The organism is Fibrobacter sp., from assembly GCF_045601785.1.
Lineage (GTDB): Bacteria > Fibrobacterota > Fibrobacteria > Fibrobacterales > Fibrobacteraceae > Fibrobacter.
Genome location: NZ_JAZSAF010000064.1, coordinates 110,880 through 136,385 on the forward strand (window position 1 = coordinate 110,880; position 25,506 = coordinate 136,385).

Annotated in this window: 17 protein-coding genes and 1 tRNA gene; 3 read left to right on the forward strand and 15 right to left on the reverse strand. The window is 53.1% G+C overall.

Going from position 1 to position 25,506, the window contains the following annotated elements; all coding sequences use genetic code 11:
- Positions 1–7: 7 nt before the first annotated feature.
- From ACKI61_RS10550 to ACKI61_RS10590, 9 genes are all read right to left on the reverse strand, one after another.
- Positions 8–2,080, reverse strand: coding sequence for a transglutaminase domain-containing protein (locus tag ACKI61_RS10550; RefSeq protein WP_407457678.1), 2,073 nt, complete (start codon positions 2,078–2,080; stop codon positions 8–10).
- A complete protein-coding gene (locus tag ACKI61_RS10555) occupies positions 2,080–3,285 on the reverse strand; it encodes a DUF58 domain-containing protein (RefSeq protein ID WP_407457679.1) in 1,206 nt (401 codons plus the stop codon). The genes ACKI61_RS10550 and ACKI61_RS10555 overlap by 1 nt, the downstream gene beginning before the upstream one ends.
- 123 nt (positions 3,286–3,408) lie before the next feature.
- Positions 3,409–4,320: an AAA family ATPase gene (locus ACKI61_RS10560; RefSeq protein WP_407457680.1), complete on the reverse strand. Its 912-nt coding sequence runs from the start codon at positions 4,318–4,320 to the stop codon at positions 3,409–3,411.
- A 32-nt stretch (positions 4,321–4,352) separates the two neighbouring features.
- Positions 4,353–5,096 (reverse strand): glycosyltransferase family 2 protein, encoded by a 744-nt coding sequence (locus ACKI61_RS10565; protein ID WP_407457681.1) that lies wholly within the window; start codon positions 5,094–5,096, stop codon positions 4,353–4,355.
- Positions 5,086–6,129: an NAD-dependent epimerase/dehydratase family protein gene (locus ACKI61_RS10570; protein WP_407457682.1), complete on the reverse strand. Its 1,044-nt coding sequence runs from the start codon at positions 6,127–6,129 to the stop codon at positions 5,086–5,088. Before ACKI61_RS10570 ends, ACKI61_RS10565 begins: the two co-directional genes overlap by 11 nt.
- Positions 6,130–6,131: 2 nt before the next feature.
- On the reverse strand, positions 6,132–6,587 hold the full coding sequence (locus tag ACKI61_RS10575; protein ID WP_407457683.1) for a hypothetical protein: 456 nt from the start codon (positions 6,585–6,587) through the stop codon (positions 6,132–6,134).
- Between the two features lie 110 nt (positions 6,588–6,697).
- A complete protein-coding gene (locus ACKI61_RS10580) occupies positions 6,698–8,572 on the reverse strand; it encodes a GDSL-type esterase/lipase family protein (RefSeq protein ID WP_407457684.1) in 1,875 nt (624 codons plus the stop codon).
- Positions 8,573–8,574: 2 nt separating this feature from the next.
- Positions 8,575–10,452 carry a GDSL-type esterase/lipase family protein gene (locus tag ACKI61_RS10585; protein WP_407457685.1) on the reverse strand — a complete coding sequence of 626 codons (1,878 nt, stop codon included), beginning with the start codon at positions 10,450–10,452 and terminating at the stop codon, positions 8,575–8,577.
- 67 nt (positions 10,453–10,519) lie between these two features.
- Complete coding sequence (locus ACKI61_RS10590) at positions 10,520–13,162, reverse strand: T9SS type A sorting domain-containing protein (RefSeq protein ID WP_407457686.1); 2,643 nt, start codon at positions 13,160–13,162, stop codon at positions 10,520–10,522.
- A gap of 494 nt (positions 13,163–13,656) precedes the next feature.
- On the opposite strand from ACKI61_RS10590, the gene groES reads away from it, so the two are divergent.
- Both groES and groL read left to right on the forward strand, forming a co-directional pair.
- Positions 13,657–13,938 (forward strand): co-chaperone GroES, encoded by a 282-nt coding sequence (gene groES / locus ACKI61_RS10595; RefSeq protein WP_072797286.1) that lies wholly within the window; start codon positions 13,657–13,659, stop codon positions 13,936–13,938.
- A 182-nt stretch (positions 13,939–14,120) separates the two neighbouring features.
- Entirely contained in the window at positions 14,121–15,752 is a 1,632-nt protein-coding gene (gene groL / locus ACKI61_RS10600; RefSeq protein ID WP_298769826.1) for a chaperonin GroEL, read from the forward strand.
- A gap of 285 nt (positions 15,753–16,037) precedes the next feature.
- Here the strand turns inward: groL and ACKI61_RS10605 are convergent.
- A tRNA-Arg gene (locus tag ACKI61_RS10605) sits at positions 16,038–16,111 on the reverse strand.
- Positions 16,112–16,263: 152 nt separating this feature from the next.
- Here ACKI61_RS10605 and metF point away from each other — a divergent pair.
- Positions 16,264–17,154 (forward strand): methylenetetrahydrofolate reductase [NAD(P)H], encoded by an 891-nt coding sequence (gene metF, locus ACKI61_RS10610; protein ID WP_407457687.1) that lies wholly within the window; start codon positions 16,264–16,266, stop codon positions 17,152–17,154.
- Positions 17,155–17,163: 9 nt separating this feature from the next.
- On the opposite strand, the gene ACKI61_RS10615 is transcribed toward metF, so the two are convergent.
- The 5 genes from ACKI61_RS10615 to rapA form a co-directional block, all read right to left on the reverse strand.
- Positions 17,164–17,667 (reverse strand): HD domain-containing protein, encoded by a 504-nt coding sequence (locus ACKI61_RS10615; RefSeq protein ID WP_407457688.1) that lies wholly within the window; start codon positions 17,665–17,667, stop codon positions 17,164–17,166.
- 153 nt (positions 17,668–17,820) lie between these two features.
- Complete coding sequence (gene mutS / locus ACKI61_RS10620) at positions 17,821–20,433, reverse strand: DNA mismatch repair protein MutS (RefSeq protein ID WP_073055696.1); 2,613 nt, start codon at positions 20,431–20,433, stop codon at positions 17,821–17,823.
- On the reverse strand, positions 20,433–21,140 hold the full coding sequence (gene scpB, locus ACKI61_RS10625; RefSeq protein ID WP_072797100.1) for an SMC-Scp complex subunit ScpB: 708 nt from the start codon (positions 21,138–21,140) through the stop codon (positions 20,433–20,435). The genes mutS and scpB overlap by 1 nt, the downstream gene beginning before the upstream one ends.
- A 77-nt stretch (positions 21,141–21,217) precedes the next feature.
- Positions 21,218–22,357 carry a glutamate 5-kinase gene (gene proB / locus ACKI61_RS10630; protein ID WP_407457689.1) on the reverse strand — a complete coding sequence of 380 codons (1,140 nt, stop codon included), beginning with the start codon at positions 22,355–22,357 and terminating at the stop codon, positions 21,218–21,220.
- Between the two features lie 51 nt (positions 22,358–22,408).
- A complete protein-coding gene (rapA, locus tag ACKI61_RS10635; RefSeq protein WP_407457690.1) occupies positions 22,409–25,453 on the reverse strand; it encodes an RNA polymerase-associated protein RapA in 3,045 nt (1,014 codons plus the stop codon).
- Between the last annotated feature and the right edge of the window lie 53 nt (positions 25,454–25,506).

Genomic DNA, 25,506 nt, shown 5'->3' on the forward strand with positions numbered 1-25,506 from the left:
ACAGTAATTAATGTTTCCAGCGCTGTTCCTCGTACTCATCGAGGGTGTGCAAGGCCTGACGCGCCTTCTGGATTTTTTTGAGAGGGGTTTGGTTCTCGGCGAGGCGTGAAAGCGCAATCCGGCAGCGTTCTGCAAATTTGCCGACAGTTTCACCGGGCTCACGGCGGAGTCTCACGCGGGTCAAATCCCGCTCAGCGCGGTCAAGTTTTTTTACCCATTCCAGAGACCGTGCCGAAACAAAGGCGTGATTCTTTGAATTTAATTTATACGCAATGTAAATCTTGCGGCCAGCAAAGCCCACAACAAGAATCACCAAAACCGCATACAGAATCGGACTTTCCAAGAGAGCGGTCGATTGATTCTGCCAGCTATCAACGACGCGACGCCACTCGCCTTCTTTAAGGGCATGCATCACGCGGGCAAGACGCCCGCGCACGCCCTCCCATTTGACGCTCCACCAGCTGGGCGATTCCGCAAACTGCGGCAAAATGGGAGGCGTCGGGTCGAAGATTACCCAACGATTATCTACATACGCTTCGACCCATGCATGCGAATGCTTGCGCCGGAAAATACTATAAGGCAGCCCCTCGACCACTTCAGGATTTGCAAAGCCCGTCACATACCGCGAGGGAATTCCCAGGCGTCGAAGCACCAGCGTCGAAAGCGTCGCATAGTATTCGCAGAAGCCCTGCTTTTCACGCCAGAAAACAGCCAACGGTTCATTCTTCGCTCCATTCCAGCGCGTAATTCCCGGTACCGAAAGCGAATAGGTGAAATTTGCGAGGTAATAAGCCAGCATTTTCTGCAACACCAGAGAGTCCGGCACCGATTTTGCAAGCGCCGTCGAATCCGTAGCAGCAGAATTCGCGGAGATAGAATCCGTCAGAACGGTGTCGCGCAATCCCATTGCAGCAATCACGGTATCAATCAGCGGCAAGTACCGCTCGCCTACCAGCAAATCGCCTTCACTCGGAGCCATCAGAGAATCCGGCAACGAGCAAGCCTCCGACGATGTTTCCGCCGAAACCGGCTTGCACTTGAAATAATGCCAGTCAGAACGTTTTCCGTTTCCGTCCAAGCCCTGCACCATGCCGCCCGCGTAATAGGTCAGCGAATCCACATCTTTCGCCGCAAAACCCACGGCACCGTACGGCGCAAACACAAAGCCAAAGTTATTGAGTGTCGATTGCACCCAGATTTGTTCTACCTCGCGCAATGAATCGGCCTTCGTCAGCGAATCCGCGGTTTCAAATACCGCATAGTCCACCTGGTAATAAGCCGGATAAAGGCGTTTCACAAATTTTGTCGGCAACTTCCAAATGCCCGCCACGTACTTTTCGTAGCTTGCCGCCTTAAAGTAACGCGACGGTTGCTTATCCCACACGCGCAACACCACTTGGCTATTGTAGCGAGAACTATAATTGCTCCCAAAGCTACCCAGAGCCGCGACCGGATCAAAGCCCATCATTCGTTCGCGTTGGTAATAGTTTTCGGCCATCTGCGCGCCATAGCGATAGCGCTGCGTTTTCCAGTATTGCCAACCACCGTAAGAGATGGCGCCGAGGGCCGCTATCACGAGCAAAAAGAGCCCGTACTTGTAAGGCGCTGTACCGCGGCGGCTATAAGCACAGAGCGCTAGCAAGAATCCTACAAGGCCCACAAAGCCCCAGCCGTGCGGCACCATGTACATTCCAAAGAGCAAAGCACCTACACCATCGAAGGCGACAAAGACCTCAAAGCCGCCGTTTCCGCGGCTCCGTTCCTGCAACGCCGCCAAATACAGCAAGTAAATTCCCGGCAAGAAAATCAAATAAGGCGACACGCCGTTTTCAACGGACGGTGTCATCACCCAGAAAAGTGCGAGCGGCACAATCGCGCCGTACGCCAAAATCTTGTTATAGCGCGGGCGTTTCGCAAACTCGCACCGCCGCGTCGCATTCAGCACACCGACAACAACAAAGTAGATGGCAAATAAAACGCCGAGCCACAAGAAATCAAACGTATGCCCCAGATTCACCGAGGCAAGGCAAAGGAATAACACCTTGAAGGCGTAGCGGATGTCTACTTTCTCGCTTGCCATCATAGCGTTACCACCCCGCGTTCAAGGCCATCCAATTCTTCAGGCGATACCACCAGCAGTTTGTCGTCAGTCGAAGCAGGCAGCGTTCCGACCACGATATGCTTGTTTACAAGCGGTTCTTCGTTTTCGTAAAGTCCGATGCGAAGTACCGGGTCCATCGGGCGCGCTGCAGGTGCCCAAGGTACCGGCAGTTTTGCATGCGCAAGCGATGCAGGCGGAATTCTCGCCAAGGCATCCAGCAAATTCTTGCGGCTTTCGCTACCGCCATCCAGTGCGATTTCTTCGCTATCAATAAAGAACCGTCCGAGAATTTCGCGATCCAAAAGCCACTCGCCCACCGCAGCCGTCATGCGAATCGCCTGCTCCAAGTATTGCCGCGACTTGAAATTCGGTGTCGCCGTATCCAGGAGCAGAATAATACCAGCGCCGCGTTCCACCTCGAATTCCTTGGTGAAAGGTTTTCCGTAGCGGGCAAAAGCCTTGTGGTGCAAATCCCGCAGAGAATCTCCTTCGCGGTAAGGCCGCACGCCTATAAAATTCATGCCGCGGGTAAGACTCGGCATCAAAAACGGCGCAAACGCCATGCCCGAAGCTCCCTGCGTCAGGAACGGGAATTCCTGCACCTTGAGCGTGCGCGGGTAAACTAGCAATTCCACCGAGCCGTTAAAGCCATAAGGCCAGCGCAAGAGTCCCATGATTTCGGGCACATTCGCCGAGACCTTATTCAGCATAAAGGAGCCGCGGCGCGTCGTGCACACTTGGCATTCCATCTTGCGCGGCGGCTCGCCCTTCTTAATCTTTGCGCGGTCCGATTCAAAACCTATCAGCGAGGGCGGCAAACGGTTCGCTCCCAAAGTCACACAATCAATCGTCGAGTGCACCGCCACAAAAGCAGTCACCGTAGCCGTTTCGCCTTCGCGCACGCGATTCACCGAAACGCTTTCAACCCAAATCTTGCTCCGCTTCGCCGTCACGAACAAGCTGAATACTAGCCCCAAGAACAGCAGAAAATCAATTCCTGCAAAAATCCACGCCGCCCAGAATCCAGGCACTGCGCCTGCAAACATCGCCAGCAAAAAAAGCGAGGCAAAGGCGCGACCTGCCGGAGTAAAATAGTCAAGCCACCAGAAGTATACCGCCATCAGGAGTCCCGATTTTTTCGGGGCCCGCGGAATAGAACGAATAAACCAGTGGAAGAAGGACATTGTAGGAAGTAGGGATGTGAGGTACGAGGTATGAGGTTTGAGGTCGGTGCAATGCGCCTTTGAGATGTAAGGTGTGGGATGTGAAATGATTAGTCATTACACACCACACATTACACATTGTTTTTATTTGGGTACGTTCACCTGCTTTAATATTCCCTGCAAAATCTTCTTGCTGGCGTCGGGGTCGCCGCTGTCCTTGGCGAACACGCGGTGTTCCATCACTGGGAAAAACACGCGCTGAATGTCATCGGGATTCACGAAATCGCGGCCATTCACATACGCACAAGCCTGCGCCATGCGCACCAAATTCAAACCTGCACGCGGACTAGCTGCCAGACGCACGCCGCCGTCGTTACGCGTCGCCTGCACCAGTGAAATCACATAGCGCTCCAGCGATTCATCAATATGAATGCCGCGCACCGTGGCACGAGCCTTCAAAATTTCTTCGGGGCTCGTCACCGCCTTCAAAGTATCAATCGGGCGACTTGTGCGATGCGCCCGCAAAATTTCAAGTTCCGTTTCTGCACTCGGATAACCCACGGAAATACGCACCATAAAGCGGTCCATCTGCGCTTCGGGCAGCGGGAACACCCCGTGGAACTCCACCGGGTTTTCAGTAGCCAGCACCATGAAAAGTTCCGGCAGCTTATACCGTTCGCCTTCCAGCGACACCTGGCGCTCTTCCATCGCTTCGAGCAAGGCGCTCTGCGTACGCGGCGAGGCTCGGTTGATTTCATCGGCCAGCAGCACCTGCGTAAACACAGGGCCCTTCTTGATTTCAAAGTCGCCCGTATTCGCCTTGAATACCGCACCACCCGTCACATCGGCAGGCAGCAGATCCGGCGTAAACTGGATTCGCGCAAAATCAGCCCCAATGGCAGCCGCAAGCGCCTTCGAAAGCGTCGTCTTGCCCGTACCCGGAACATCTTCCACCAGCACATGACCATCGGCCAGCAGCGCCATCACCAAAAGTTCCACCGTCTCGGACTTGCCGAGCAGCACCCCATTCAACGCATGAATCAAATCTTTAACCATGCTTTAAATATATATTAAAAACAATCAATAAATCAAGCGATAATACGGCGGAAAACCTGACGCAAAACGCGCAGACCGTAGGTCACTACATTCAGATTAGACTTTTCGCCGGCATAACGCGTCGAAATCGGAAGTTCCGCAAGTTTCAAGCCGCGAGCATCAGCTATAGAAATCAGTTCCAAATCAATATCGAAAGAAGGGCTCAACCTTTGCAAATCAACGGTTTTCAGGAATTCTGCAGAATAGACGATAAAACCGCTGTGGCGATCCGTGAGCCTCTGCTTGAAGGCAATGTTTTCGACCGCGGTCAAAAACATTCCACCCAAGCGTTTGTACAAGGGCATGTTTCCGGCCTTTGCTCCACCGCGAGTCAAATGGCGAGAGCCCTGCACCAAGACAGCCTCGTTAGACTTCAAATAATCAAAAAAATCCTGCAATTTTTCAGCCGGATACTGTCCATCACCATGCAAGCAGGCAACATAGGACGTCCCGGACTTAAGTCCCTCAGAAATACCCTTCTTTACAACAGATCCATAGCCGAGATTTTGTTCAAAGCGCATGTAACGCAAGCACCGTTTCTTCAAATCGCCTGCGGAGTCATTGTCCAAGCCTTCCACGTAATTTTCAAAGGCTCCGCGAGTGTCATCGGCAGAACCATCATCAATCACAAGGACAATTGCTCGCGTCCACACACTCTCAGGAATTTTACGCAACACTTCTGCAAGCGTTTTTGCAACATTATACGCAGGAATGAAAATAAAATAATCAGAGGGCATAGTGACCAACGAACCACCTAAGCGATTCTTCGAGAGCATCTTTCAGCGAAATTTTCGCCTTGAAGCCCAACAGGCTTTCGGCCTTTGCCACCGATGGTAGCCGGCGCAAGGAATCGTCGTAGCCCTTGCCGTAATAATCTTCGCCAGAAACAACTTCGACACCGGGGACATCGCCTTCAGGCACATCCTTAATCGACGCACAAATGGAACGCATCAGGCAAGCTAATTCAGCAACGGACACTTCGTTATCCGCATTACCGACATTAAATGCCTGGCCAACACCAGCATCTGCATGGGCAAACAAGCAGAAAATAAAATCGATGGCATCGTGCACCGAGGTAAAACAGCGTTTGGCGACACCTCCATTCACAAGCTTAAGCGTTTCTCCACGAACAAGCGCCGTTGAAAAATTCGCAAGAACTCGGGGAATTCCTTCACCATCGATTCCGGGCATAAAGTCCATATACGGGCCCACGAAATTGAAGGGGCGCACCACCGTCCAGTTCAAATCGGCTAGCCCCGCCAAGTAGCGTTCGGTCAAAAGTTTCGCTGTCGCATAGCTCCAGCGGCTCGCCGAAACGGGACCAAATACGATCGGCGTAGAATCTTCTTCGAGAGACGCTGAATCTATTGCTGTCCTGCCGTAAATTTCAGAAGTCGAAAAATGAATCAGCCAGCTACCACTTTTAGCGCAAGCATCGGCTAAAGCACGCGGATGGTCGTAATTGCTGCGAATCACCTCGACCGCTTCGGCCATATAGCGACCAGGCGTACAAATCGCGGCCAAATTCACCACTATCGGGAACCGCGCAACGCGCTCCACCACATCGGGGCAAGCAAGATCTGCACTCAGGAAATCGAAGCGCGGGTTCGACAGGTGTTCTTGAATACGATACGAATCCAAGTCAACACCGAAAACGCGCCAGCGGGTGCGTTCCAAGATCGCCTTCAACAAATGACTACCAATAAAACCACCGCAACCAACAACGGCTACGGTGATCGAAGAATCGTCAAATTTCAACGAAGTGTTCAAGACTATTCAGAGACTTTAAAGGAGCCCGAATTTGCACCCTTGGAAGTCTTTTCGTAGGGAGCCACACGAATGACAGCTTTTTCAATCGGGAACTCCACATCGTCAGGCAAGAAATCTTCCGTCAAGGCAACCTTCTGTTCATAACAGGTCTTGCCATCCGGAGTTTCAGGACCAGCCGAGCCATCCAGCATGTCACGGGGTTCTGCATCTTCAGAAGTCTTGAAGTAGAAATGGTAACCGGAGCCCTGGACATCGGAACCATAAACTACCGTAATCGTATCACCCATCTTAAAGGATTCGCCACCAGCCGGATAAACAACCTTCACGCCGTCCGTCACGGAGCAATCGTAAGAGGTCTTGTTGTCATCGGAACTTGCAGACGAGGAATCATCGCAAGCGGTAAAAGCCACAGCGGCAAGAATCGCAGAGGCTACAGCACTCCATTTCGTAAAGTTCATAAATAACTCCTATTTTCTACCCAATATACAAAAAAAGAGAAAAGAAAAAATGCCGAAGAAATTCCGGCATGACAAAATGAATAAAAAAAGATTATTAATGTGCCAAAACCCTACCATGAGACAGGTCGCATTAAAGCAAGCTTTCCATTCAAGGAAATCCGCACAAAATAGCGGCCCTTAGGCAGCCTCACGCCACTAGAGAGCATCGGAACCGAACCCGAAGGCACATTCCTGAGTTCCCGCTTAAGAATTTTGCCCATCGCATCCATCAACTGGACTTCCATAAGGCCACCCGGAGTAGCCACACTCCTATTTAAAGCATCAAAAGAAACAGCCGAAACAAGTGGCTTGTTCCAAACAATCGAAGATTCTCCACTCGACGAAGACTCAACATCATTTTCAACCTTCGCGGGCTTACAACCCGTGCGGTAGACGCCCTTGATGTCGAAGGCAATCATGTCGATATTCGGGCCGCCGTCTGCCGAGGCCGAAGCAAGCTTCACCTTAAAGTCAAGCGCATCGACCCACACGTCCTCGACGTAAGCGGTATCCCACTTGTCCCAGCTTCCGGTAGACTTGAATGTCACATCGTACTCACCATTATCAACAGTCAGCTTCATATCGCGATCCGTGTTTCCTTGGAACGAATAGCGAATCATTACACGGGCGTTCGATGCAGACTGGTCCGAAGTCACATTGTAAGTAGCCGTGCTGTAGGCGGAGTTGTCAAAGTTAAAGAAGCCCTGCCCCGTAAAGCCTTCATGATTCGCCTCGGTCCAACCATCCCCCGCTTCGGGGCTAGCCATGTCTATCGGAGACGGCCAGGCTTCGTCGGCAACACCCGTAAAACAGAGCGCCGTGTCAATAGAGGCCGAAGATTCCGGTCCCACGGAACTAGAAGACGTCGGATTGTCACCGGAGCCTTCTTCACCATGCGAAGTCGGCTGACAGGCGGGACCACCGTCAAAGACAGCCGTATAGGTTGCCGCGCGGTAGAGGGTCTTTTTGCCGTAATAGTTCGAATCGGCAGAAAGCTTATTGCAGTCGTCATCGTACCAGCCAACGAACTTCTTGCCAAAACTTCCGGGGCTTACATGCAAAGTAAGAGGAGCACCGCCGGGAAGTTGCTGATTATGCGTAATGAGCCCCTTGCTGTTCGAAACATTCGCCTTGACCGTAAAGGCATAACGCGGCTTGAGGGCAGACACAAGCTGTGTCAAATTCGCCTTATTATCGGCAGAAATGTACGATTCGTTTTTCAGGGCGCTTTCAAGTTCCTCGGCGATCCACTGGCAGTGAGCAATGGAGCCCGATTCCTGGAAGTGCGTCGTCCCATCGTTGGTGACACCATCCTTGTAATTCGGGTATTCTCCCTTTAGGAACATTTTGAACTGGTAGCGGGAAACATACGCAGGGTCCCAGCTTTTGCTGTAGGCATTGTAGGACTTTGCGTTCAGATTCACATAAACGGCGCCGTTTTTCTTGGCAAGTTCCTCCATCTTGCCGACAACGTTGTATTCAGTAAAGATATTGCGGCCGTTGGCCCCCATGTTCATGTTCATCGGGGTCACATACACTAGAGTTGCGCCCGCACCCTTAGCCACATCAGCATACTGTTGCAACCAGTAGCCTAACGAATCAAACGGGACCTCACGGGGTTTACTTCCAAAATAGCGATCATTATGTCCAAACTGGACCATCATGACATCGCCCTTCTGGAGATTCTTCTTCACTTCGTCTAGGCGACCTTCCTGCACGAACGTCTTGGAGCTGCGACCACCGATAGCGTAGTTCACCACCTGGACGCGGGAACCGTCAAAGAAACTCCCCAGAATCTGTCCCCAACCTGTTTGCGGGTAAGCATTGTCCTTGTAGTTACAAACCGTAGAGTCGCCAATCACGTGAACCTTGAACGAAGTAGAATCGCTTACGGCGATTCCCGTGAACACGGCTGCAGCGGCAAGGAATTTAAACACTCCCTTCATATCTACCTCACCTTCGCCCAGGTTGTCGCAAATTTTGCACTGCCCTGGTGCACCACAACACGGTAGAGTCCGGTAGATTTCACCATCGTTGTAAGTGAAACTTCAGAAGCGTTTTCGACAATCTTCTTCGCAACCAGTCGGCCACGCATATCGAACACATTCACATGGGCGCGTTCCGTACCGGCAAAGCGGAGCATTTCGCCGTGCATGGCAAAACCAGTCACATCGCGAACCTTATTCAAAATAGTCGTCGACGTATCAGTCGAATCCTTGACGATGGGGCATTCCTCGCCCGCGCGGCACACACCGTCAATGCTGAAACCGAAGGCATCCAGGTTCGGAGCGCCATCGCTCGTAAGCGACATGATCTTGAGTTCGGCTTCACCTTGCGGAGCATCCATCACCACGTAGGCGGTATCCCACTTATCCCAACCACCCGTCGGCGGTGCACTCACAAGGTAATCATGGTCCAAATAAGCATTGAACATACGATCCGACGATCCGCCGTTTGCATAGCGCACCGCAAGCGTCACATAGCCTGCGCCAGGGAACTTGACCTTATATGCGGCAAACGAAGCATTCGTATTATCCAGATTGTAATAGCCTTCGCCCGTAAAGCCAGTCCATTCGTTCTGAGTCCAGCCGATTCCAGCCGTATCCGGAGTGCTTGCATCAAAGAATTTCTTGATATCCTTGTCAATTTTCACCGTATCAAGCGTGCTGCCTTCAATCGGGGTAAACGGAACAAACGTCACATCGTCAAGGCTCTTCGGGGTCGTGGTCGGGAATGCGGTTAACGCAGCACCATCGCCGCTATATTTCTGCGCCGTTCCGCCCTCGTAAACCGCCGTGAACTGCGTCGAGGCGCTCCCCATCACGAACGTATGAATGTACGGAGACTTCACGTTCGAACGGCTCGGAGCACCAACCTTGTTGCCGTTACCGTCGTACCAGCCCAAGAACTTCTTGCCGCTCTTCGGAATAGTCTTGAGCATCACGGTCATGCCCTGCGGGTAATAGGCGTTGATCGAAGTCGCTTCTGCGGCACCTTCGGGGCTCACCTTGACACTCACCTGGTACATGGGCGCCATATAGTCACCGAGCTTTTTCACGATCGGGTCCGTATGCGCGCGCATCTGTTCGGTAATGATGCGCCCGAAAGCGTTCGCCCCATTCATCTGCAAGTGCACAGCGTCTGTCTGGTCGCTTCCCAAGTTGCTGTATTCAGACTTGGTCGCATAGTTGAAGACATACTGTTCCGCATAGCGTTCACCCACAGAAATCATGTAGTTCGCGACCATTTCACTCATGTCGATAAACGGCACGTTGAGTTCTTCGGCAAGGCTCTTGTTCAGTGCCGGGTAGCCGCGGTAGCTGTTATGAATCTGCGTCGGGGAATCATAATACTTACGACGAATCGGGCTCATGATAATCGGGTACGCACCCTTCGCACGGACATCGCTCACCATCTTCTTCATGTTCGAAGCAAAGAAATCTTCGGTACTGTAGTTCACGTCGTTAATACCGAACTGGATCACGACATAGTCGCCCGCCTTGAGTTTTTCAGCGATGCAGTTGCCGTTGGAGCAGCCCTTCTTGAAGAACATGTCGTAATAACCGACTGCGGTATTGCCCTTCTTGTCAAGACCACCACCACCGAGCGACATGCCGCCCTGGCCACGGTTTACCACCGCCGCCTTGGTCGGATCAAACCAGAAATGGAAATCCTGTCCCTGTCCCTGCTTGGGGTAGTAACCTTCAGCCCAGTCCTGCATGGTGGAATCGCCACACATGTAAATGGTCACCGCCGACCATGTGAGCGGAGCGACGACCATCGATGCGATTACGACTCCCTGCCAGATTTTACTAAGCATCTTCATACAAAAATCCAAAAAAGCCTAGCCCTAAGCCAAACACTCGCAAGACCAGAGCTAGGCAGTGAGGTGTTTATTGTTTCGCGAATTTCTTCGACGAAACGATTTTTCCGTCAAGTTTTACCTTGACGAAATACATTCCCTTCGGGAGCAGTTCTTGGCCAAGCGCCATCGCTGTAGAGCCCGCAGGGACATTCTTCGAGATACCCAGGCGCATCGCACCGGACATGTCGTAGAAGTAAATTTCTGCAAAACCCGCCCTAGGCGTAAAGAGCACTCCACTTGCGGGGTTAAACATTACGCCGTTCCTGAACGGAACCGCAGCCAAAGCGGCCTCGGGAATTTCAGGCAGCACCTGCGTACCGTCGTAAAGTTCCACGCCGTCAATGCCGAAAGTGAACATGTCGAAGTTCGGGCCGCCGTCACTCGTCATCGAGGTAAACGTAATCGTGTTCACGCCCGCAACCAATTTCACATCAACCTTGGCTTCGGAATACGTCGTCCAGGAGGCATCTGTCGAGGGGAAGCTAATCGTGCCGGCAGAAGCGCCGTTCACGTTCACCGCCATGTTGCGGGAGGTCGTGCCACCGTTCGTGAAGCGCACAGTAAGCGTCGTCTTCGCCTCGGTCTTCGAGAAGATTTCCCAAGTGCCGTAGCTCGAAAGCGCATTGTCAAAGTTATAATAGCCGTTCTTGAGGAAGCCTTCGTTTTCACTCTGAGTCCAGCCCTTGCCATCCTTCGGGGTAGAGGCATCCAGTTCAGACTTGCCGTTGTTCACCACCGGGGTCGTATCGGCCGGAGTCGGATCCTCGCCCACTACGAAGATGCTCGGCTGCTTGAGCGACTTCGCCATATCGGGCAAGAAGTATCCCGGATGAGGCGGCTGGTTGTAGGCCGTATTTTCGGAAGCGACAGCAGTGCGGTATGTAGCATCGTGCATCAACGTATAAAGACGATACGGAGACGTCACCGGAGTCGAGACAATGTATATCGTGGTCGGGTCCTTTTCGCTACGCACCACCAGTTCTTCGCGCCAGTCACCAAAGAGGTCGGCCACGAGGCTCGGCGTATTCTTGGAGCCATTGCAACCCGTAGCACCGAGAGCCTTGGGACCATCGAAATAGACTTCGGACTTGATATCCTTAGAATTGAATTTGGTCACATAGGCGCCATCCAGGAGCTCATCCTGCAGGTCGCCGTCAAAGTAAATGCGGAAGTTCTGCGACACTGAAGGCGTACCGATTTTTTCGTGCTTTACGGTAAACATTCCACCACCCTTCGCAGACCACATTTCGTAACCGCGATGGGTCGAATCCACATCGGCAGCCATGCCACGGCCGTTGTCTACGCCAGGATTCGGCTGCGGAGTTCCCCAGATAATCGTGCCATCGTTTGCACGGAGTTCATCGGTATACTTGGCGTCCGTATGTTCGTGCACGTCCCAGGATTCAAGGCCCGGACGGTCCGGATCCAGGTCGCCGATATGGTGGGCATCGCCATGACCGAGACCCGTGCGGTAACGCAGAGTACCATCGTGGTTCAGCGCCGCAGCACCGAAGAACACCTCATCGTAGCCGTCGCCATCGAGGTCTGCCGCCTGGAGGCTGTGGTTTCCTTCGCCGTAAAGCCCCTTGTCCGGGTCTTCGGACTTGTGGAGCCAACGCAACTTCAAGTCCTTTCCGTCAAAATCGTAGGCAGCCACATAGGAGGAGCTGTAGTAGCCACGCGCAAAGATTGCACTCGGGTGCACTCCATCCAGGTAGCCCGTTGCCGCCAGGTAGCGTTCGCAGCGGTTGCCGTAGTTATCGCCCCAGTAGCCATGCCCCTCCTTGCCCTTGACGTGTTGGTTGATGTTTCGGCTCGGTTCGTACGTAACCGTCGAAATCGCAGCGCCATCGACACCGCGGAACACCGTCAAGTATTCGGGACCATCAAGAATCGTTCCGCCCGAACTGCGGTAATCCTTCGACTTGTCGCCAATCGCCTTGCCCGTACCGTCAATGGTACCGTCGGCAGTCTTCACAATCATTTCTGCCTTGCCGTCGCCATCGTAGTCAAACACCTGGAACTGCGTGTAGTGAGCACCCGCGCGAATATTCTTACCGAGGTCAATACGCCAAAGGCGCGTACCGTCGAGCTTGTAGGCATCGATGAATACCGTACCCGTGTAGCCGCCCTGCGAGTTGTCGTGAGCATTGCTCGGGTCCCACTTCAAAATAAGTTCGTATTCGCCGTCGCCATCGAGATCGGCAGCGCTCATGTCGTTCGGGACATAGGTGCAGGTTTCGCCATCGGGCATCGTCTGCGCCGCAGGGACTTCAAGCTTGATAGTCTTGTACGGAAAGCTATTCCCGCTGTTCGAAACCGTCTTGTCGAGCACCACGGAAACAGCCTGCTTCGCCCCCTCCTTGCCGCCAACTACTGCAGCTACCGTGTATTCGGAAGTCGTCTTTCCGGCAGCATCCAAGTAGTTCGTGCCAGCCGTCTTACCGATGGAGGCGATTTTCTCGCCATCGCGGTAGAGATTGAATTCCGTGTCCGGAGCGTCAGTACCCAACAAGCGCCAGCTCACGAGCACACCCTTGCCCGTGTTCGTGACCGCAAGACCGCGCGAAAGATTTTCCATCTGGCGCTGAGCCGCGAAAGAGGGCGACGCAAGCCCAAAGGCCAATGCCGCTCCAGCAAAAACTGCCGATGTTTTTAAACCAATACCCATATAAACTCCATTTTCGATGGCATTACTGCTAATTTATCTCCATAAGAACAGAAGCGAACACAAATTATTCTTATTCGTAGTCTTCGGACAACAATATTTCACAGCATTTCCTTTTCTAAATATAATCAAATATTTATAAAAAAGTCTACATTATTTTAAAAATTTACACATCAAATTTCAATTGCAAAATATTTTTGAAAATAAAAAGTCCACATTTTAAGTCCACATTTTAAGTCTACATTTCAGAACAGCCAAAACGAATTAGGCAGAACACTGTTTCATTTTTAAACACACAACTTTGACGATTCAACCAAGTTTCAAAATGAAACGCAGGACGCGCCCAAACCGGCCCCATTTCGCGCATTTTTAGGCATCGCCCCCTTAAAAGGGATTGGCACGAAAATTGCTTTATGGTGGTCGAAACAAAAAATAGTCCAACTTGGACTAAAAAGTTCAATCAGGGCGCAAAAGCCCGCAAAAAAGGAAAAGTGAAAATGATTAAGCCTCTTGCAGATCGAATCGTCGTCAAGCCGGCAGAAGCCGAACAGAAGACCTCTTCGGGTCTCTTCATTCCGGACAACGCCAAGGAAAAGCCCATGCAGGGTAAGGTCGTGGCAGTGGGCCCGGGCCGCAAGAACGACAAGGGCGAACTCGTCGCCATGGAAGTCAAGGTCGGCGACGTGGTTCTCTACGGCAAGTACAGCGGAACGGAAGTCTCCGTCGATGGCGAAAACTACCTGATCGTGAAGGAATCGGACGTCATCGCTACTCTGTAAGAGGAATGGGCGATGAGCTCGGCACTACGTGCCTTTGAGGTATGGGCTAAACAATCGCGCCTTTGGCGCCTAACTTTTGCTCAAAGCTCTCGGAGAGAGCGTGCTCATACCCCAAAGCGAAGCGACCTCATACCCCACACCCCACAATCTAAAAAAAGTTTATAAAAAAAGGAAAAAACAAAATGGCAAAGCAACTTAAGTTTGATGTAGCAGCTCGCGAATCCCTGATGAAGGGTGTCGACAAACTCGCCAACGCAGTCAAGGTCACCCTCGGTCCTAAGGGCCGCAACGTGATGATCGCAAAGGCCTTCGGCGCCCCGAACGTCACCAAGGACGGCGTGTCTGTCGCTAAGGAAGTGGAACTGGAAGACGCCTACGAAAACCTCGGCGCCCAGATGGCCAAGGAAGTCGCCAACAAGACGAGCGACGCTGCTGGTGACGGTACCACCACCGCTACCGTGCTCGCCCAGGCTATTACTCGCGAAGGCCTCAAGAACGTGGCCGCCGGCGCAAACCCGATGGATATCAAGCGCGGCATGGACGCCGCCGTTGACGCCGTCATCGAAGAAATCGGCAAGATGGCCGTGAAGATCAACGGCAAGGAACACATTGCCCAGGTCGCAACGATTTCTGCAAACAACGACCCCGAAATTGGCGAGCTCCTCGCCAACGCTATGGAAAAGGTCGGTAACGACGGTGTGATCACCATCGAAGAATCCAAGACCGCTGAAACCGTTCTCGACGTTGTCGAAGGTATGCAGTTTGACCGCGGCTACCTCTCTCCGTACTTTGTCACTAACACCGACAGCATGGAAGTAGCCCTCGAAAATCCGTACATCTTGCTGTACGACAAGAAGATTTCTACCATGAAGGATTTGCTGCCGATGCTCGAACACGTGGCAAAGCAGGGCAAGTCTCTCCTCATCATCGCCGAAGACGTCGATGGCGAAGCTCTCGCAACGCTCGTCGTGAACAAGATGCGCGGCACCCTGAAGGTTGCTGCCGTCAAGGCTCCGGGCTTCGGCGACCGTCGTAAGGCCATGCTCGAAGACATCGCTATCCTCACGGGCGGTATGCTGGTTTCCGAAGACACTGGAGCTAAGCTCGAAGACGCTCCGGTGACTGTGCTCGGCCAGGCCAAGTCTATTACTATCACGAAGGACAACACCACGATCGTCGAAGGTGCCGGTGACGCCGCTTCTATCAAGGGCCGTATTGCCCAGATCAAGAAGCAGATCGAAGCTACCACCAGCGACTACGACCGCGAAAAGCTCCAGGAACGCCTGGCCAAGCTCGCTGGCGGCGTTGCCGTGATCAAGGTCGGTGCCGCTACCGAAGTCGAAATGAAGGAAAAGAAGGACCGCGTCGACGACGCTATGCACGCAACTCGCGCTGCCGTCGAAGAAGGTATCGTTCCGGGTGGTGGCGTAGCCCTCATCCGCGCCGAAAAGGCTATTGACGCCCTCAAGTTCGATAACGCCGACCAGAAGACTGGTGCAGCCATCATTCGCCGCGCTATCGAAGAACCTCTCCGTCAGATTGTCCAGAACGCTGGCCTCGAAGGCTCTGTGGTGGTGAACAAGGTGAAGGAAGGCAAGGACAGCTTCGGCTACAACGCGAAGACTGACACCTACGAAGACCTCATCAAGGCTGGCGTGATTGACCCGGCCAAGGTGACCCGTACGGCCCTCAAGAATGCATCCTCCATCGCTTCGATGATTCTTACCACTGACTGCGTGATCGCCGAAAAGAAGGAACCGAAGCCGGCAGCTCCTGCCATGGATCCGTCCATGGGCATGGGCGGCATGATGTAATCGGCTAGCCGCTAGATTCTACTCCTTATGGAATGTCCGGATCGAGCAATCGATCCGGGCGTTTTTTTTGAAAAGCGGCGGGAGGCTACACCGCTTCTATTGCATCTGCCGGCGGGAGGCTGCTCGGCTTTGCCGAGCAGTTCCGGCTGGGGCTCGGTCATGGACAAATAAATTTGTCCGCGACTCTCGCCCTGCGCCGTAATCGAACCCACAATTACATGTCGTGGGTTCGACCGCTTACAAAAATAAATAGCCTAGACACCATAAAGGTGTCCAGGCTATTTATACTCGAGGCGGGAGTCGAACCCACGACCCATTGCTTAGAAGGCAATTGCTCTATCCAACTGAGCTACTCGAGCGTTGTGGCGCAAATATAGAAAAAAATTTCAGGTTTTCACTGAATATTTCATAATTCCGGTTGCCGCTATCATAAACTTTATCTATATTTATGCATATATTAAAATATTTGCATAGACCTAGGGTGCCGGTTCGACCCGCCCACGGAGAGATTATGAAGATTGTAGACATTCTGAAGCAAGACAAGATGAGCCTTTCGTTCGAAGTGTTCCCGCCTAAAAAAGAGACGAGCTTCGAAAGCGTAAAGGCAGCCACCGAATCTATCGCCGCGCTCGGTCCCTCCTTTATGAGCGTTACCTACGGCGCAGGCGGCGGCGTCAGCCATTTCACACTCGATATTGCCAAAAACCTCAAGCAAAAGTTCGGCATTCCGATGCTCGCCCACCTTACCTGCGTTTCCAGCAGCAAGGAAACCGTGCACCAGCGCATCGAAGACATGAAGGCTGCTGGCATCAAGAACGTCATGGCACTCCGCGGCGACTTGACCCCGGAACTCATCGAAAAGGGCCGCGACAACTGCGACTACCACTACGCCGTCGAGCTCATCCGCGAACTCAAGGCATCCGATGCAGACTTCTGCATTGGCGCCGCCTGCTACCCCGAAAAGCACCCCGAAAGCGCCAACCAGGCCGAAGACATCAAGCACCTCAAGGAAAAGGTGGACGCCGGCGCAGACTTTTTGACCACGCAGATGGTGTTCGACAATAACTTGTTCTTCAGTTTTCTCTACAAGTTGCGCGATGCAGGCGTCAACTGCCCGGTGCTCCCCGGCATCATGCCGATTACGAATGCAAACCAGGTAGAACGCGCCATCAAGCTTTCTGGTTCATTTATGCCGCAGCGCTTTAAGTCGCTGGTCGACAAATTCGGAAGCGACCCCGAAGCCATGAAGCAGGCCGGAATCATTTACGCAAGCGATCAGATTATTGACCTGTACGCCAATGGTATCACCAACATTCACGTTTATTCGATGAACAAGCCCGACGTTGCAGAAGGCATTCTAAAAAATGTCTCTGCGATTCTCGGAAAGAATTTTGCCGGTTAATTTCGCGAGTTAAAGATTAACCGTCTTTAGCCATTCGCGCATTTCATAGACATCAACTTTCGCCCGCAACGACTTGTGGGCGATTCTTGCACCCGGAGTGGTAGCCATCTTTTTCGGATTGAGCGACATGCCCACGCGGCCGAGGTCTAGGCGGTCGGCATCGTAGCAGGTGTTGATGGTCGGATCATCGGTCTGATGTTCCTTGGTGTGGTAGAAGCAGGCATGGTACAGCTTATCAAACTGTTCCTGCGTAATTTCGAGAAGGCCTTTTTCGAAGCATTCCTTGGCAAAGGCAGCTCCGCGCTCGCCATGTTCGCCATCGTAGCCGTCATCTTCGCGCTTGCAGTCGTGAAAGAGAGCGAACAGCCGCACGACCGTCACGTCGGCACCTGTAATGGGTGCAAGGAGCAAACCGTTGAATTCCACCTGCCGCCAATGAGAAAGTCCATGAATCGTCGAATCCACGATCCGATTGCTATAGACAAACTCTTGTAAAGCGGCGAAGTCTAGCATAGAGGTATGAGCAATGAGGTATGAGCGCGGTCACCTACGGTGACCTTCGAGGCTCTTTGTAATAAGATATAAAAAACATTTCATGGCAAACATCTCATAGCCCAAAGCGACGACCCGTCGCGACCTCACTGCTCAGAGGTGCGGAGCACCGACCTATTTTCCGTAGTGCTCCTTCAGGTCCATCAGGCACTGGAGCGCCTGCATCGGGGTCATTTCTTCGGGCTTTAAGCGGCGGATTTCTTCTTTAAGAAGTTGCGTAGATTCGTCGGGGGGAGCGAACAAATCGACCTGCGGCTTTTCCATGAGCTTCTTGTGGGTAGCACCATCACTCGGGTCAATCTTCTGCTTTTCGAGGCGCAAAAGAATCTTGCGCGCACGACGCAGCACATTGTTCGGAAGGCCAGCCATTTCGGCCACGTGTATACCGTAGCTGGAGTCGCAAGCACCTTCAAGAATCTTGTGCAAGAAGATGAGCTTGTCGCCCTTTTCCTGAACACCCACCTGGAAGTTTCCGGCATGTTCAAGGCTTTCTACAAGGCCCGTGAGTTCGTGGTAGTGCGTCGCAAACAGCGTGATGGCGGCGCGGGCCGGTTCATCGTGCAGAGTTTCCACAATCGCCCACGCAATCGAGAGGCCGTCAAAGGTACTGGTTCCGCGACCGATTTCGTCGAGAAGCACCAGGCTGTGCGAAGTCGCATTGCGCAAGATGTTTGCGGTTTCAATCATTTCGACCATGAACGTCGAAAGGCCGCGGCTCAGGCGGTCGCTGGCACCCACGCGCGTAAAGATGCGGTCCACCACGCCAATGCGGGCACTTTCGGCAGGCACAAAGCAGCCGATTTGCGCCATGAGCACAATGAGACCCGTCTGGCGCAGGTAAGTCGATTTACCGGCCATGTTCGGGCCCGTAATGAGCATCAGGCGGGTCGCTTCGGGCGAAAGGTTCACATCGTTCGGGATAAAGTCCAGGTCGGAATTGACCGCGACAATCACCGGATGGAAACCACCCTTGATTTCAATACCCGAACCTTCGAAGACTTCGGGGCAAACGTAATTGTACTTGCGGGCGGCGCGGGCAAAGCTGTAAAGCGTATCCACATGGGCAATCGCATTTGCGATTTCCTGCAGTTCAGCACGCCAGCTGTTCACGCGCTCGCGCAGTTCGCAGAAAATCTTGTATTCCAGCGCGTGAATGTTGACTTCGGCATTACTGATGATGGATTCGCATTCCTTCATCTCGGGCGTAATGTAGCGTTCGCCGTTCACCGTTGTCTGCTTGCGGATGTATTCGTCGGGAATCGGGCTCGTGGCCTTCGCCATCTGCGCCTTGGTAATTTCGATGTAATAACCGAAAACGCGGTTGTAGCCCACCTTCAGGCTCGGGATTCCGAGGCGCTCGCGCTCGCGGACTTCCAAAGAGGCGATCCATTCGCGGCGTTCCTTGATGTCTTCGTTCATGGCGTCGAGTTCCGCGTTTGCACCCGCGCGAATCATGCCGCCCTCGCGGACGGTCAGCGGCAAGTCATCGTTAAATTGCGAGAGGAGTTCTTCGCCACGGCCGCGGGCGGCAATGAGGGCCGCTCGCATCGGTTCAAATATCGGCGAATTCAATCCTTCAAGCACATCGGCCACCTTGGATGCCTGCGAAAGCGAACGGCCCATGCCCGCCAAATCGCGGGCATTCGCGCGGCCAGAACCCACACGGCCCATCAGGCGTTCCATATCGAGAATCGAAGTCAGCGATTCCTTGAGTTCGTCAAGAGCGACCGGATTATTGACAAGTTCTTCGACGGCTTCTTCGCGTTCCCTGATGCGGTCCACCGAAATCAGCGGGTGACTCACCCATTCCTTCAAGTTGCGCCCGCCCATGGCAGTCACCGTAAAGTCGAGCACGTAGCAAAGCGTGCTGCTGATATCGTCGGCATTCAGCGGGCGCACCAGTTCCAAGTTACGCAGCGTACTCGGATCAAGCGTCATGTAGTCGTCAAGATTCAGAATCTCGAGCGTCGTAAAATGCGAAAGTTCGGACTTCTTCTGGTCCATCAGGTACTGGAGAAGCGCTCCCGTCACCTGGGTTTCGACCACTCGCCCATCCAAGCCGAGACCGTCCAAAGCCTCGACCTTAAAGTGCGTAAACAGCACATCCTTCGCGGAATCTTCGCCGAACAGGAATGCCGGAAGTTCTGTCACCAGAATGTTTTCGGAGCGGATCAAATCCATCACACCGCTAGGAATCACGGTTCCTTCGGGTACCACGACTTCTTTCGGCATGCGGCGGCAGAATTCACATTCAAAAGCCTGCACCGAACTCTTGCACGCGGCCAAGTAGCCAGTCGTCACGTCGGCAATCGCAAACGAGACCGAGTCCTTTTCGGGAATGAATGCGCAAAGATAATTCGCCTCTTTCGCATTCAGGTTCGATTCGTCCATCGCGGTGCCGGCACTGATGATTTCTACAATGTCGCGTTTGACGATACCCTTTGCAAGTTTCGGGTCTTCCACCTGTTCGCAAATGGCGATGCGGTAACCCGCCGCCACCATCTTGGGCACGTAGCGGTCCGCGGCATGGTGCGGGAACCCGCACAAGGGTGTAGCTCCCGAGGCGCCGTTGTTGCGGCTTGTGAGCGTCAGTCCTAAAATCTTCGAGGCAACTACAGCATCGTCTTCGAAAAGTTCGAAGAAGTCGCCCATTCTAAAAAACAAGATGCAGCCGGGATTCTGTTTCTTGATCTCGTAATACTGCTGCATTAACGGGGTCACAGCCATTAGGCATCTCCCATCGACAATTCAACCTGGTCCGGATTTTCTTCGGGCTGCACCGGTTCTTCGGGGCTCACCGATTCGGGTTTAGCATACTGCGGCACCAGGGCACCCGCTTCCAGAAGTTCACTGAATTCGCGGAGTCGCGGCAGGTCCTCGGGAATGCGGTTGATGCCAAAATACTTCATGAATTCCTGCGTGGTCACGTAGGTATAGGGGTTCCCCACCGTATCGGCGCGGCTACCCAACGCAATAAAGCCCTTGTCGAGCAAGTTACGAATCGGGCCATCCACCGACGACACGCCACGCACCTGTTCAATGGCAGCCTTGGTAATCGGCTGCTGGTAAGCGATGACCGCCAAGGTTTCAAGCGCCGCCTGGCTGAGCCTGCGGGCATTTGCCTCGGGGAACAGCTTGCGCACCCACGGGTAATACTTGGCACGCGTGCGGAAACGGTAACCTCCCGCCTGTTCCACGATTTCGAACGGGGAATTAATCTTGTTCAGCGAATCGTTCGCCGCAATCAAAGCATCGGACACCAAGCGCGCATCCAGAAAATCGCCCAGAATTTCACGCAACTTCTTGAGCGTCACAATGTCAGGAGACGCAAACACCAGCGCCTGGATAATGCGGGCCAAATCCTCTTGGCTCTCGACTTTCGGGAGTTCCGCCGATTCTTCGGCCAAATCGTCCAAATTCTGATTTTCTTCCATACGCTTACCAAAATACAAATTTTCAGTTCAAGATCTACCAATAGATCCCGGCTCGGGGGCCGGGATGACATTCTAAGCTAGAACACGACCAAGTCGTTCTTGTGGATGAGTTCGTCGGCGACATCCTTGCCCAAGAGTTCATGAATCTGGGCGGTCTTCTTGTGAAGCACAAGTTTCAAGGTTTCGCTGTCGAACTTCGCGACACCGCGTGCCACCGGCTCGCCGGTCTCGCTCAAGACTTCAATCAGGTCGCCCTTGTCAAAATGCTTTTTCACCGCGCACACACCCACAGGGAGCAGGCTGGAATGCTTTTCGCGCAGAGCCTTCACGCCACCCTCGTCCACCACCACGGCCCCGCGCGGAGTCGTAATGAAGCTGAGCCAGCGCTGACGGCTGTTGAGCTTTTTCTTGGAACCTACAAAGAGCGTTCCCTGCGCATTTTCAAAAATCACCTGGTGCGGCAGCACCTTCATGCCACTCGCGAGGAAGGCATTGCAACCGCTCTTGGTCACGTTACGGATGGCTTCGAGCTTGCTGCGCATACCGCCGGTACTCACCGCAGAACCCGTTTCACCGGGCTTACCCGCGAGTGCAAGCACTGCAGGCGTAATTTCAGGCACAAAGCGCAAAAGGCGTGCATTCGAATTCTTCTTCGGATTGTCATCGAAGAGGCCGTCTTCGTCGGTGAAAATCAAAAGCAAGTCGGCATCGAGGAACAATGCCACGTCACTCGAAAGCTTGTCGTTATCGCCCACCTTGATTTCGGCAACGGCGAGCGAATCGTTCTCGTTGATAATCGGAACAATCTTACGGGCAAGCATCGCCTTGATGGTGTTCTGCAAATTCTTGTAGCGGTTGCGGTCGCGGAAGTCTTCGGCAGACAAAAGAATCTGGCCCACCGAAAGCTGCATCCAACGGAACATTTCGCGGTAGGCATACATCAAGTCAATCTGGCCCACGGCAGCGCAGGCCTGCTTTTCAGCAAGCACCGTCGGCTTTTCCTTGTAGCCCAGCTGGCTCATGCCAGTTCCCACGGCACCGCTTGTCACAATCACGACTTCTTTGCCCGCTTCCATCAGGCGAGCCACGGAATCGGCAAGTTTCTGGATGTAGCGAGTACGAACGCCGCCTTTTTCGGAGTCGACCAAAATACGCGAGCCAATCTTTACCACAATGCGGCGGGATTCATCGAGAATATTCTTTCTTAATTCACTCATGAGTTGTAGACAGTAGGAAGTTAGAAGTAGACAGTTGTTTATGGTTCATTGTTAACGGCAAACAAGCAATCTAATCGCGTCTAGGCGAAGTTGCGGGTTCGAAATAACCTTCTTCCATTCCTGGGCGTTCTTGCGGAGCTGTTGCAGCTGGGCGTTGTTGCCCGCCTTGCCACGCATACTAAGCAAATGGTTCATACGCTGGTATTCCTGTTCGGCGCGTGCTTCGACTGCGGCAGCGGCCACCTCGGCAATTTCTTTTGCCTTGGCAGACACGATGCGACGAGCAATCGCGAGACCTTCTTTACCGAAATACTTGAGCGTCATGTTCACGGCGGCATTGCCCTGCGGAACAGGCACATCCTTGAAGCAAGCCTTCTTCAAATCAGCAAGTTTTGCCGACATATCTTCGCCCATCGGATTCACCAAGGCGCTAATGTAATGGGGACCGGCTAGATCCGACACACCCCATTCGTCAGAGACGGAGAAGTCGACAGCAAAATTGTACTGCATCAACAGTCCGCGCATGCCCGAATCGGGCCAAATTTCGCAGGCGACAGCGCCATTTTCAAGCGAAGTCTCATAGTCCACAACACCCTGCGAAAGTGGATGTTCCAGACTCACGAAATCAACTTCATCGTGGATCATCGCCACATTACGGTCAAAAGTCACCGTCAGGCTAGACGAGTCGCAGACGCGGGAATCTTCGCTGCTGTCGTAAGACACAATCTTGCTCGACGAGGCAGGTGCAGATTCGGCCGGAACACCATCTTCCGTTTCACTCACATCCTCATTGTATTTTTCAACACCCTGCGTCACACGACCACTCACTTCCGACGTGCCGTAGAAATCGGGCATTCCAGGAATGGAACCCGACTCCATGTGGGAACCCATAGTAATCGTGAAGCAACCCTTGATGCTGCTCTTCTCGATTTCAAGGCCCCGGTCCATCAGCGACGAGAACACCAGCGTCTGCAATTCCGGATCAGCATCGACCTTCAGGATTTCGTCGGTGATTTCCTTTGCCTTCGCCGGATTTCTGGAGTTGAATTCCAATAAACGGTCACGGCCCTTCTCGATGTTCTTGCGCATGGATTCGCAATCTTTCTTCACCTGCGGAATCACCTTATCGATAAAGTTCTGCAGCAGGGTCTGCGGATCGGCAAGGGCGGCAATCAATTCGTCGGTGTACTTGAGGAACAGTTCACCGCCACTCATCATCGGAGTGCCGAAGGCGTTCAGGCCGTTGTGGTACCAGCGGAACATGACTTCCTGTCCAGAGCCCTTTACATACGGCACGTGGACAATGATGTTTTCGGTCTGGCCGATACGGTCCAGGCGGCCAATACGCTGTTCCACGAGAGCGGCATCGAGCGGGAGGTCAAAGAGAATCAAGTGGTGAGCAAACTGGAAGTTGCGGCCTTCGGAACCGATTTCAGAGGCAATCAACAGATTCGCGCCGTTTTCCTTGCTGAAGTTTGCAGCAGCCTTGTCTCGCGCCATGATTGTCATATTTTCATGGAACATCGAGAAGGCGCCCTTGCCCATGTACTCGTTCAAAAGCGATTCGAGCGCCTGCACCACCTGGATCGATTCACAAATCAGAAGCACCTTGTCTTTCGCGTGCTCCTTCAGGAATCCCTTGAGCCACACATAGCGTTCGTCGAGAGCCCATGCATCGGAATACTCCGTGCACAGAAGGCCGTTTTCCTGGATGTCGGTTGAAAGGTCCAAGTCGCTCGCGGCGGCAACATTCACCATGTCGCGGTATTTCGGATTCGGCTCTAGCGCGACTTCATCAAGAATACGCTTCGGGAACCCGCCCACACCCTTACGGGTATTGCGGAACACCACAGAACCCGTACCCACGGCATCCACGATGCGGCGTATCCATTCGTCGGCGGGCATGCTCTTTGCGCTTTCCTGTTCTAGCCAGGGGCGAATCATCGACTTCTTCGGAACACATTCGTTCAAGTCATCCCAGCTCATCTGCTGGCCAGGCTCGGTCGGAAGCTTGTTCAGTTCGTTCACCAGCTTGCGGTAGGCGTCCTGGTCCTTAATGAAGTTGTTGTAGTCCGCAAAGCGTACCGGATCTAGCATCTTCAGGCGGTTGAACTGCGATTCCGGGTGGAACTGCAGCGGTGTACCCGTCAAGAGCAGCACCCCCTTGGAACGCTGGATGACCGCGTTGGCAAGCATGTACTCGGCACTCGTAAAGCCGTCTTCGCAAACCAGGTGATGCGCTTCGTCAATAATCACCATGTCCCAATTCGTCTTGAGCAAATCCTCGATCAGGGCGGGCTGCTTAATCAGGAAGTCGATCGAACAGATGATGTCGTTTGAAACCGTAAAAGGATTGGGGCGTTCATCTTCTTCGTACATCACGAAAAGTCCCTTGATGAAGCCCTCGTCCAGCAGCGTAAACAGGTGGTTGAAGCGGCGCTTCATTTCGACAAGCCACTGGTGCTTTAGAGTTTCGGGCACAATAATCAAGGTGCGGGTGAGGCGGCCGCGAGCCTTGAGCGCATGCCAAATCATACCCGCTTCGATCGTCTTTCCAAGGCCGACTTCGTCGGAAAGCATCAGACGCGGAAGCGTAGAAGACGAGCAGGCACGCTGGCACAGGTAATACTGGTGCGGTATCATCGATGTACGCGGACCAATCATGCCTCGAACTGGCGAAGAAATCCACTTGCAGGAAAGCTCCATGGCCGATTCACGACGCTGGAACTGGTTGATATTGGAAACCCGATTTTCCATGAGTGCCTTGAACAGGTCAGATGGACGCGCAATCGATATCTTGGCGTTAAGTTCCGATTCCTTCATCGAGCGACCGGCACGGCCCTTGTAAACAAGCAGACCATCAACTTCACTCACCGAATCAACCGTGAAGGACACGCCCTTTTCGCTTTTGGCGGTATCACCCACCGACAGCTCGAAACGATCCACAGGAGCTCCCATGGAACGATAACAACGGACATCTTTAACTGCAGGGAAAGAAATTTTCACAATACGGTCCTGCACTTCGGTGACTATCCCAAGCCCGAGTGTAGGTTCCGATTGACTTACGTAGCGTTGGCCAACCTTGAAATTCATCATACCCCCTAAATTTAGTTTTTTTCTCGTCTCTCGTCTGTAGGGCGAAGCCTGCT

Bases quoted from the DNA above. Each gene is read 5' to 3' on its own strand.
- ACKI61_RS10550 (WP_407457678.1), bottom strand. From the start codon at position 2,080: ATGGCAAGCGAGAAAGTAGACATCCGCTACGCCTTCAAGGTGTTATTC.
- ACKI61_RS10555 (WP_407457679.1), bottom strand. From the start codon at position 3,285: ATGTCCTTCTTCCACTGGTTTATTCGTTCTATTCCGCGGGCCCCGAAA.
- ACKI61_RS10560 (WP_407457680.1), bottom strand. From the start codon at position 4,320: ATGGTTAAAGATTTGATTCATGCGTTGAATGGGGTGCTGCTCGGCAAG.
- ACKI61_RS10565 (WP_407457681.1), bottom strand. From the start codon at position 5,096: ATGCCCTCTGATTATTTTATTTTCATTCCTGCGTATAATGTTGCAAAA.
- ACKI61_RS10575 (WP_407457683.1), bottom strand. From the start codon at position 6,587: ATGAACTTTACGAAATGGAGTGCTGTAGCCTCTGCGATTCTTGCCGCT.
- ACKI61_RS10580 (WP_407457684.1), bottom strand. From the start codon at position 8,572: ATGAAGGGAGTGTTTAAATTCCTTGCCGCTGCAGCCGTGTTCACGGGA.
- ACKI61_RS10585 (WP_407457685.1), bottom strand. From the start codon at position 10,452: ATGAAGATGCTTAGTAAAATCTGGCAGGGAGTCGTAATCGCATCGATG.
- ACKI61_RS10590 (WP_407457686.1), bottom strand. From the start codon at position 13,162: ATGGGTATTGGTTTAAAAACATCGGCAGTTTTTGCTGGAGCGGCATTG.
- groES (WP_072797286.1), top strand. From the start codon at position 13,657: ATGATTAAGCCTCTTGCAGATCGAATCGTCGTCAAGCCGGCAGAAGCC.
- groL (WP_298769826.1), top strand. From the start codon at position 14,121: ATGGCAAAGCAACTTAAGTTTGATGTAGCAGCTCGCGAATCCCTGATG.
- metF (WP_407457687.1), top strand. From the start codon at position 16,264: ATGAAGATTGTAGACATTCTGAAGCAAGACAAGATGAGCCTTTCGTTC.
- ACKI61_RS10615 (WP_407457688.1), bottom strand. From the start codon at position 17,667: ATGCTAGACTTCGCCGCTTTACAAGAGTTTGTCTATAGCAATCGGATC.
- mutS (WP_073055696.1), bottom strand. From the start codon at position 20,433: ATGGCTGTGACCCCGTTAATGCAGCAGTATTACGAGATCAAGAAACAG.
- scpB (WP_072797100.1), bottom strand. From the start codon at position 21,140: ATGGAAGAAAATCAGAATTTGGACGATTTGGCCGAAGAATCGGCGGAA.
- proB (WP_407457689.1), bottom strand. From the start codon at position 22,357: ATGAGTGAATTAAGAAAGAATATTCTCGATGAATCCCGCCGCATTGTG.
- rapA (WP_407457690.1), bottom strand. From the start codon at position 25,453: ATGATGAATTTCAAGGTTGGCCAACGCTACGTAAGTCAATCGGAACCT.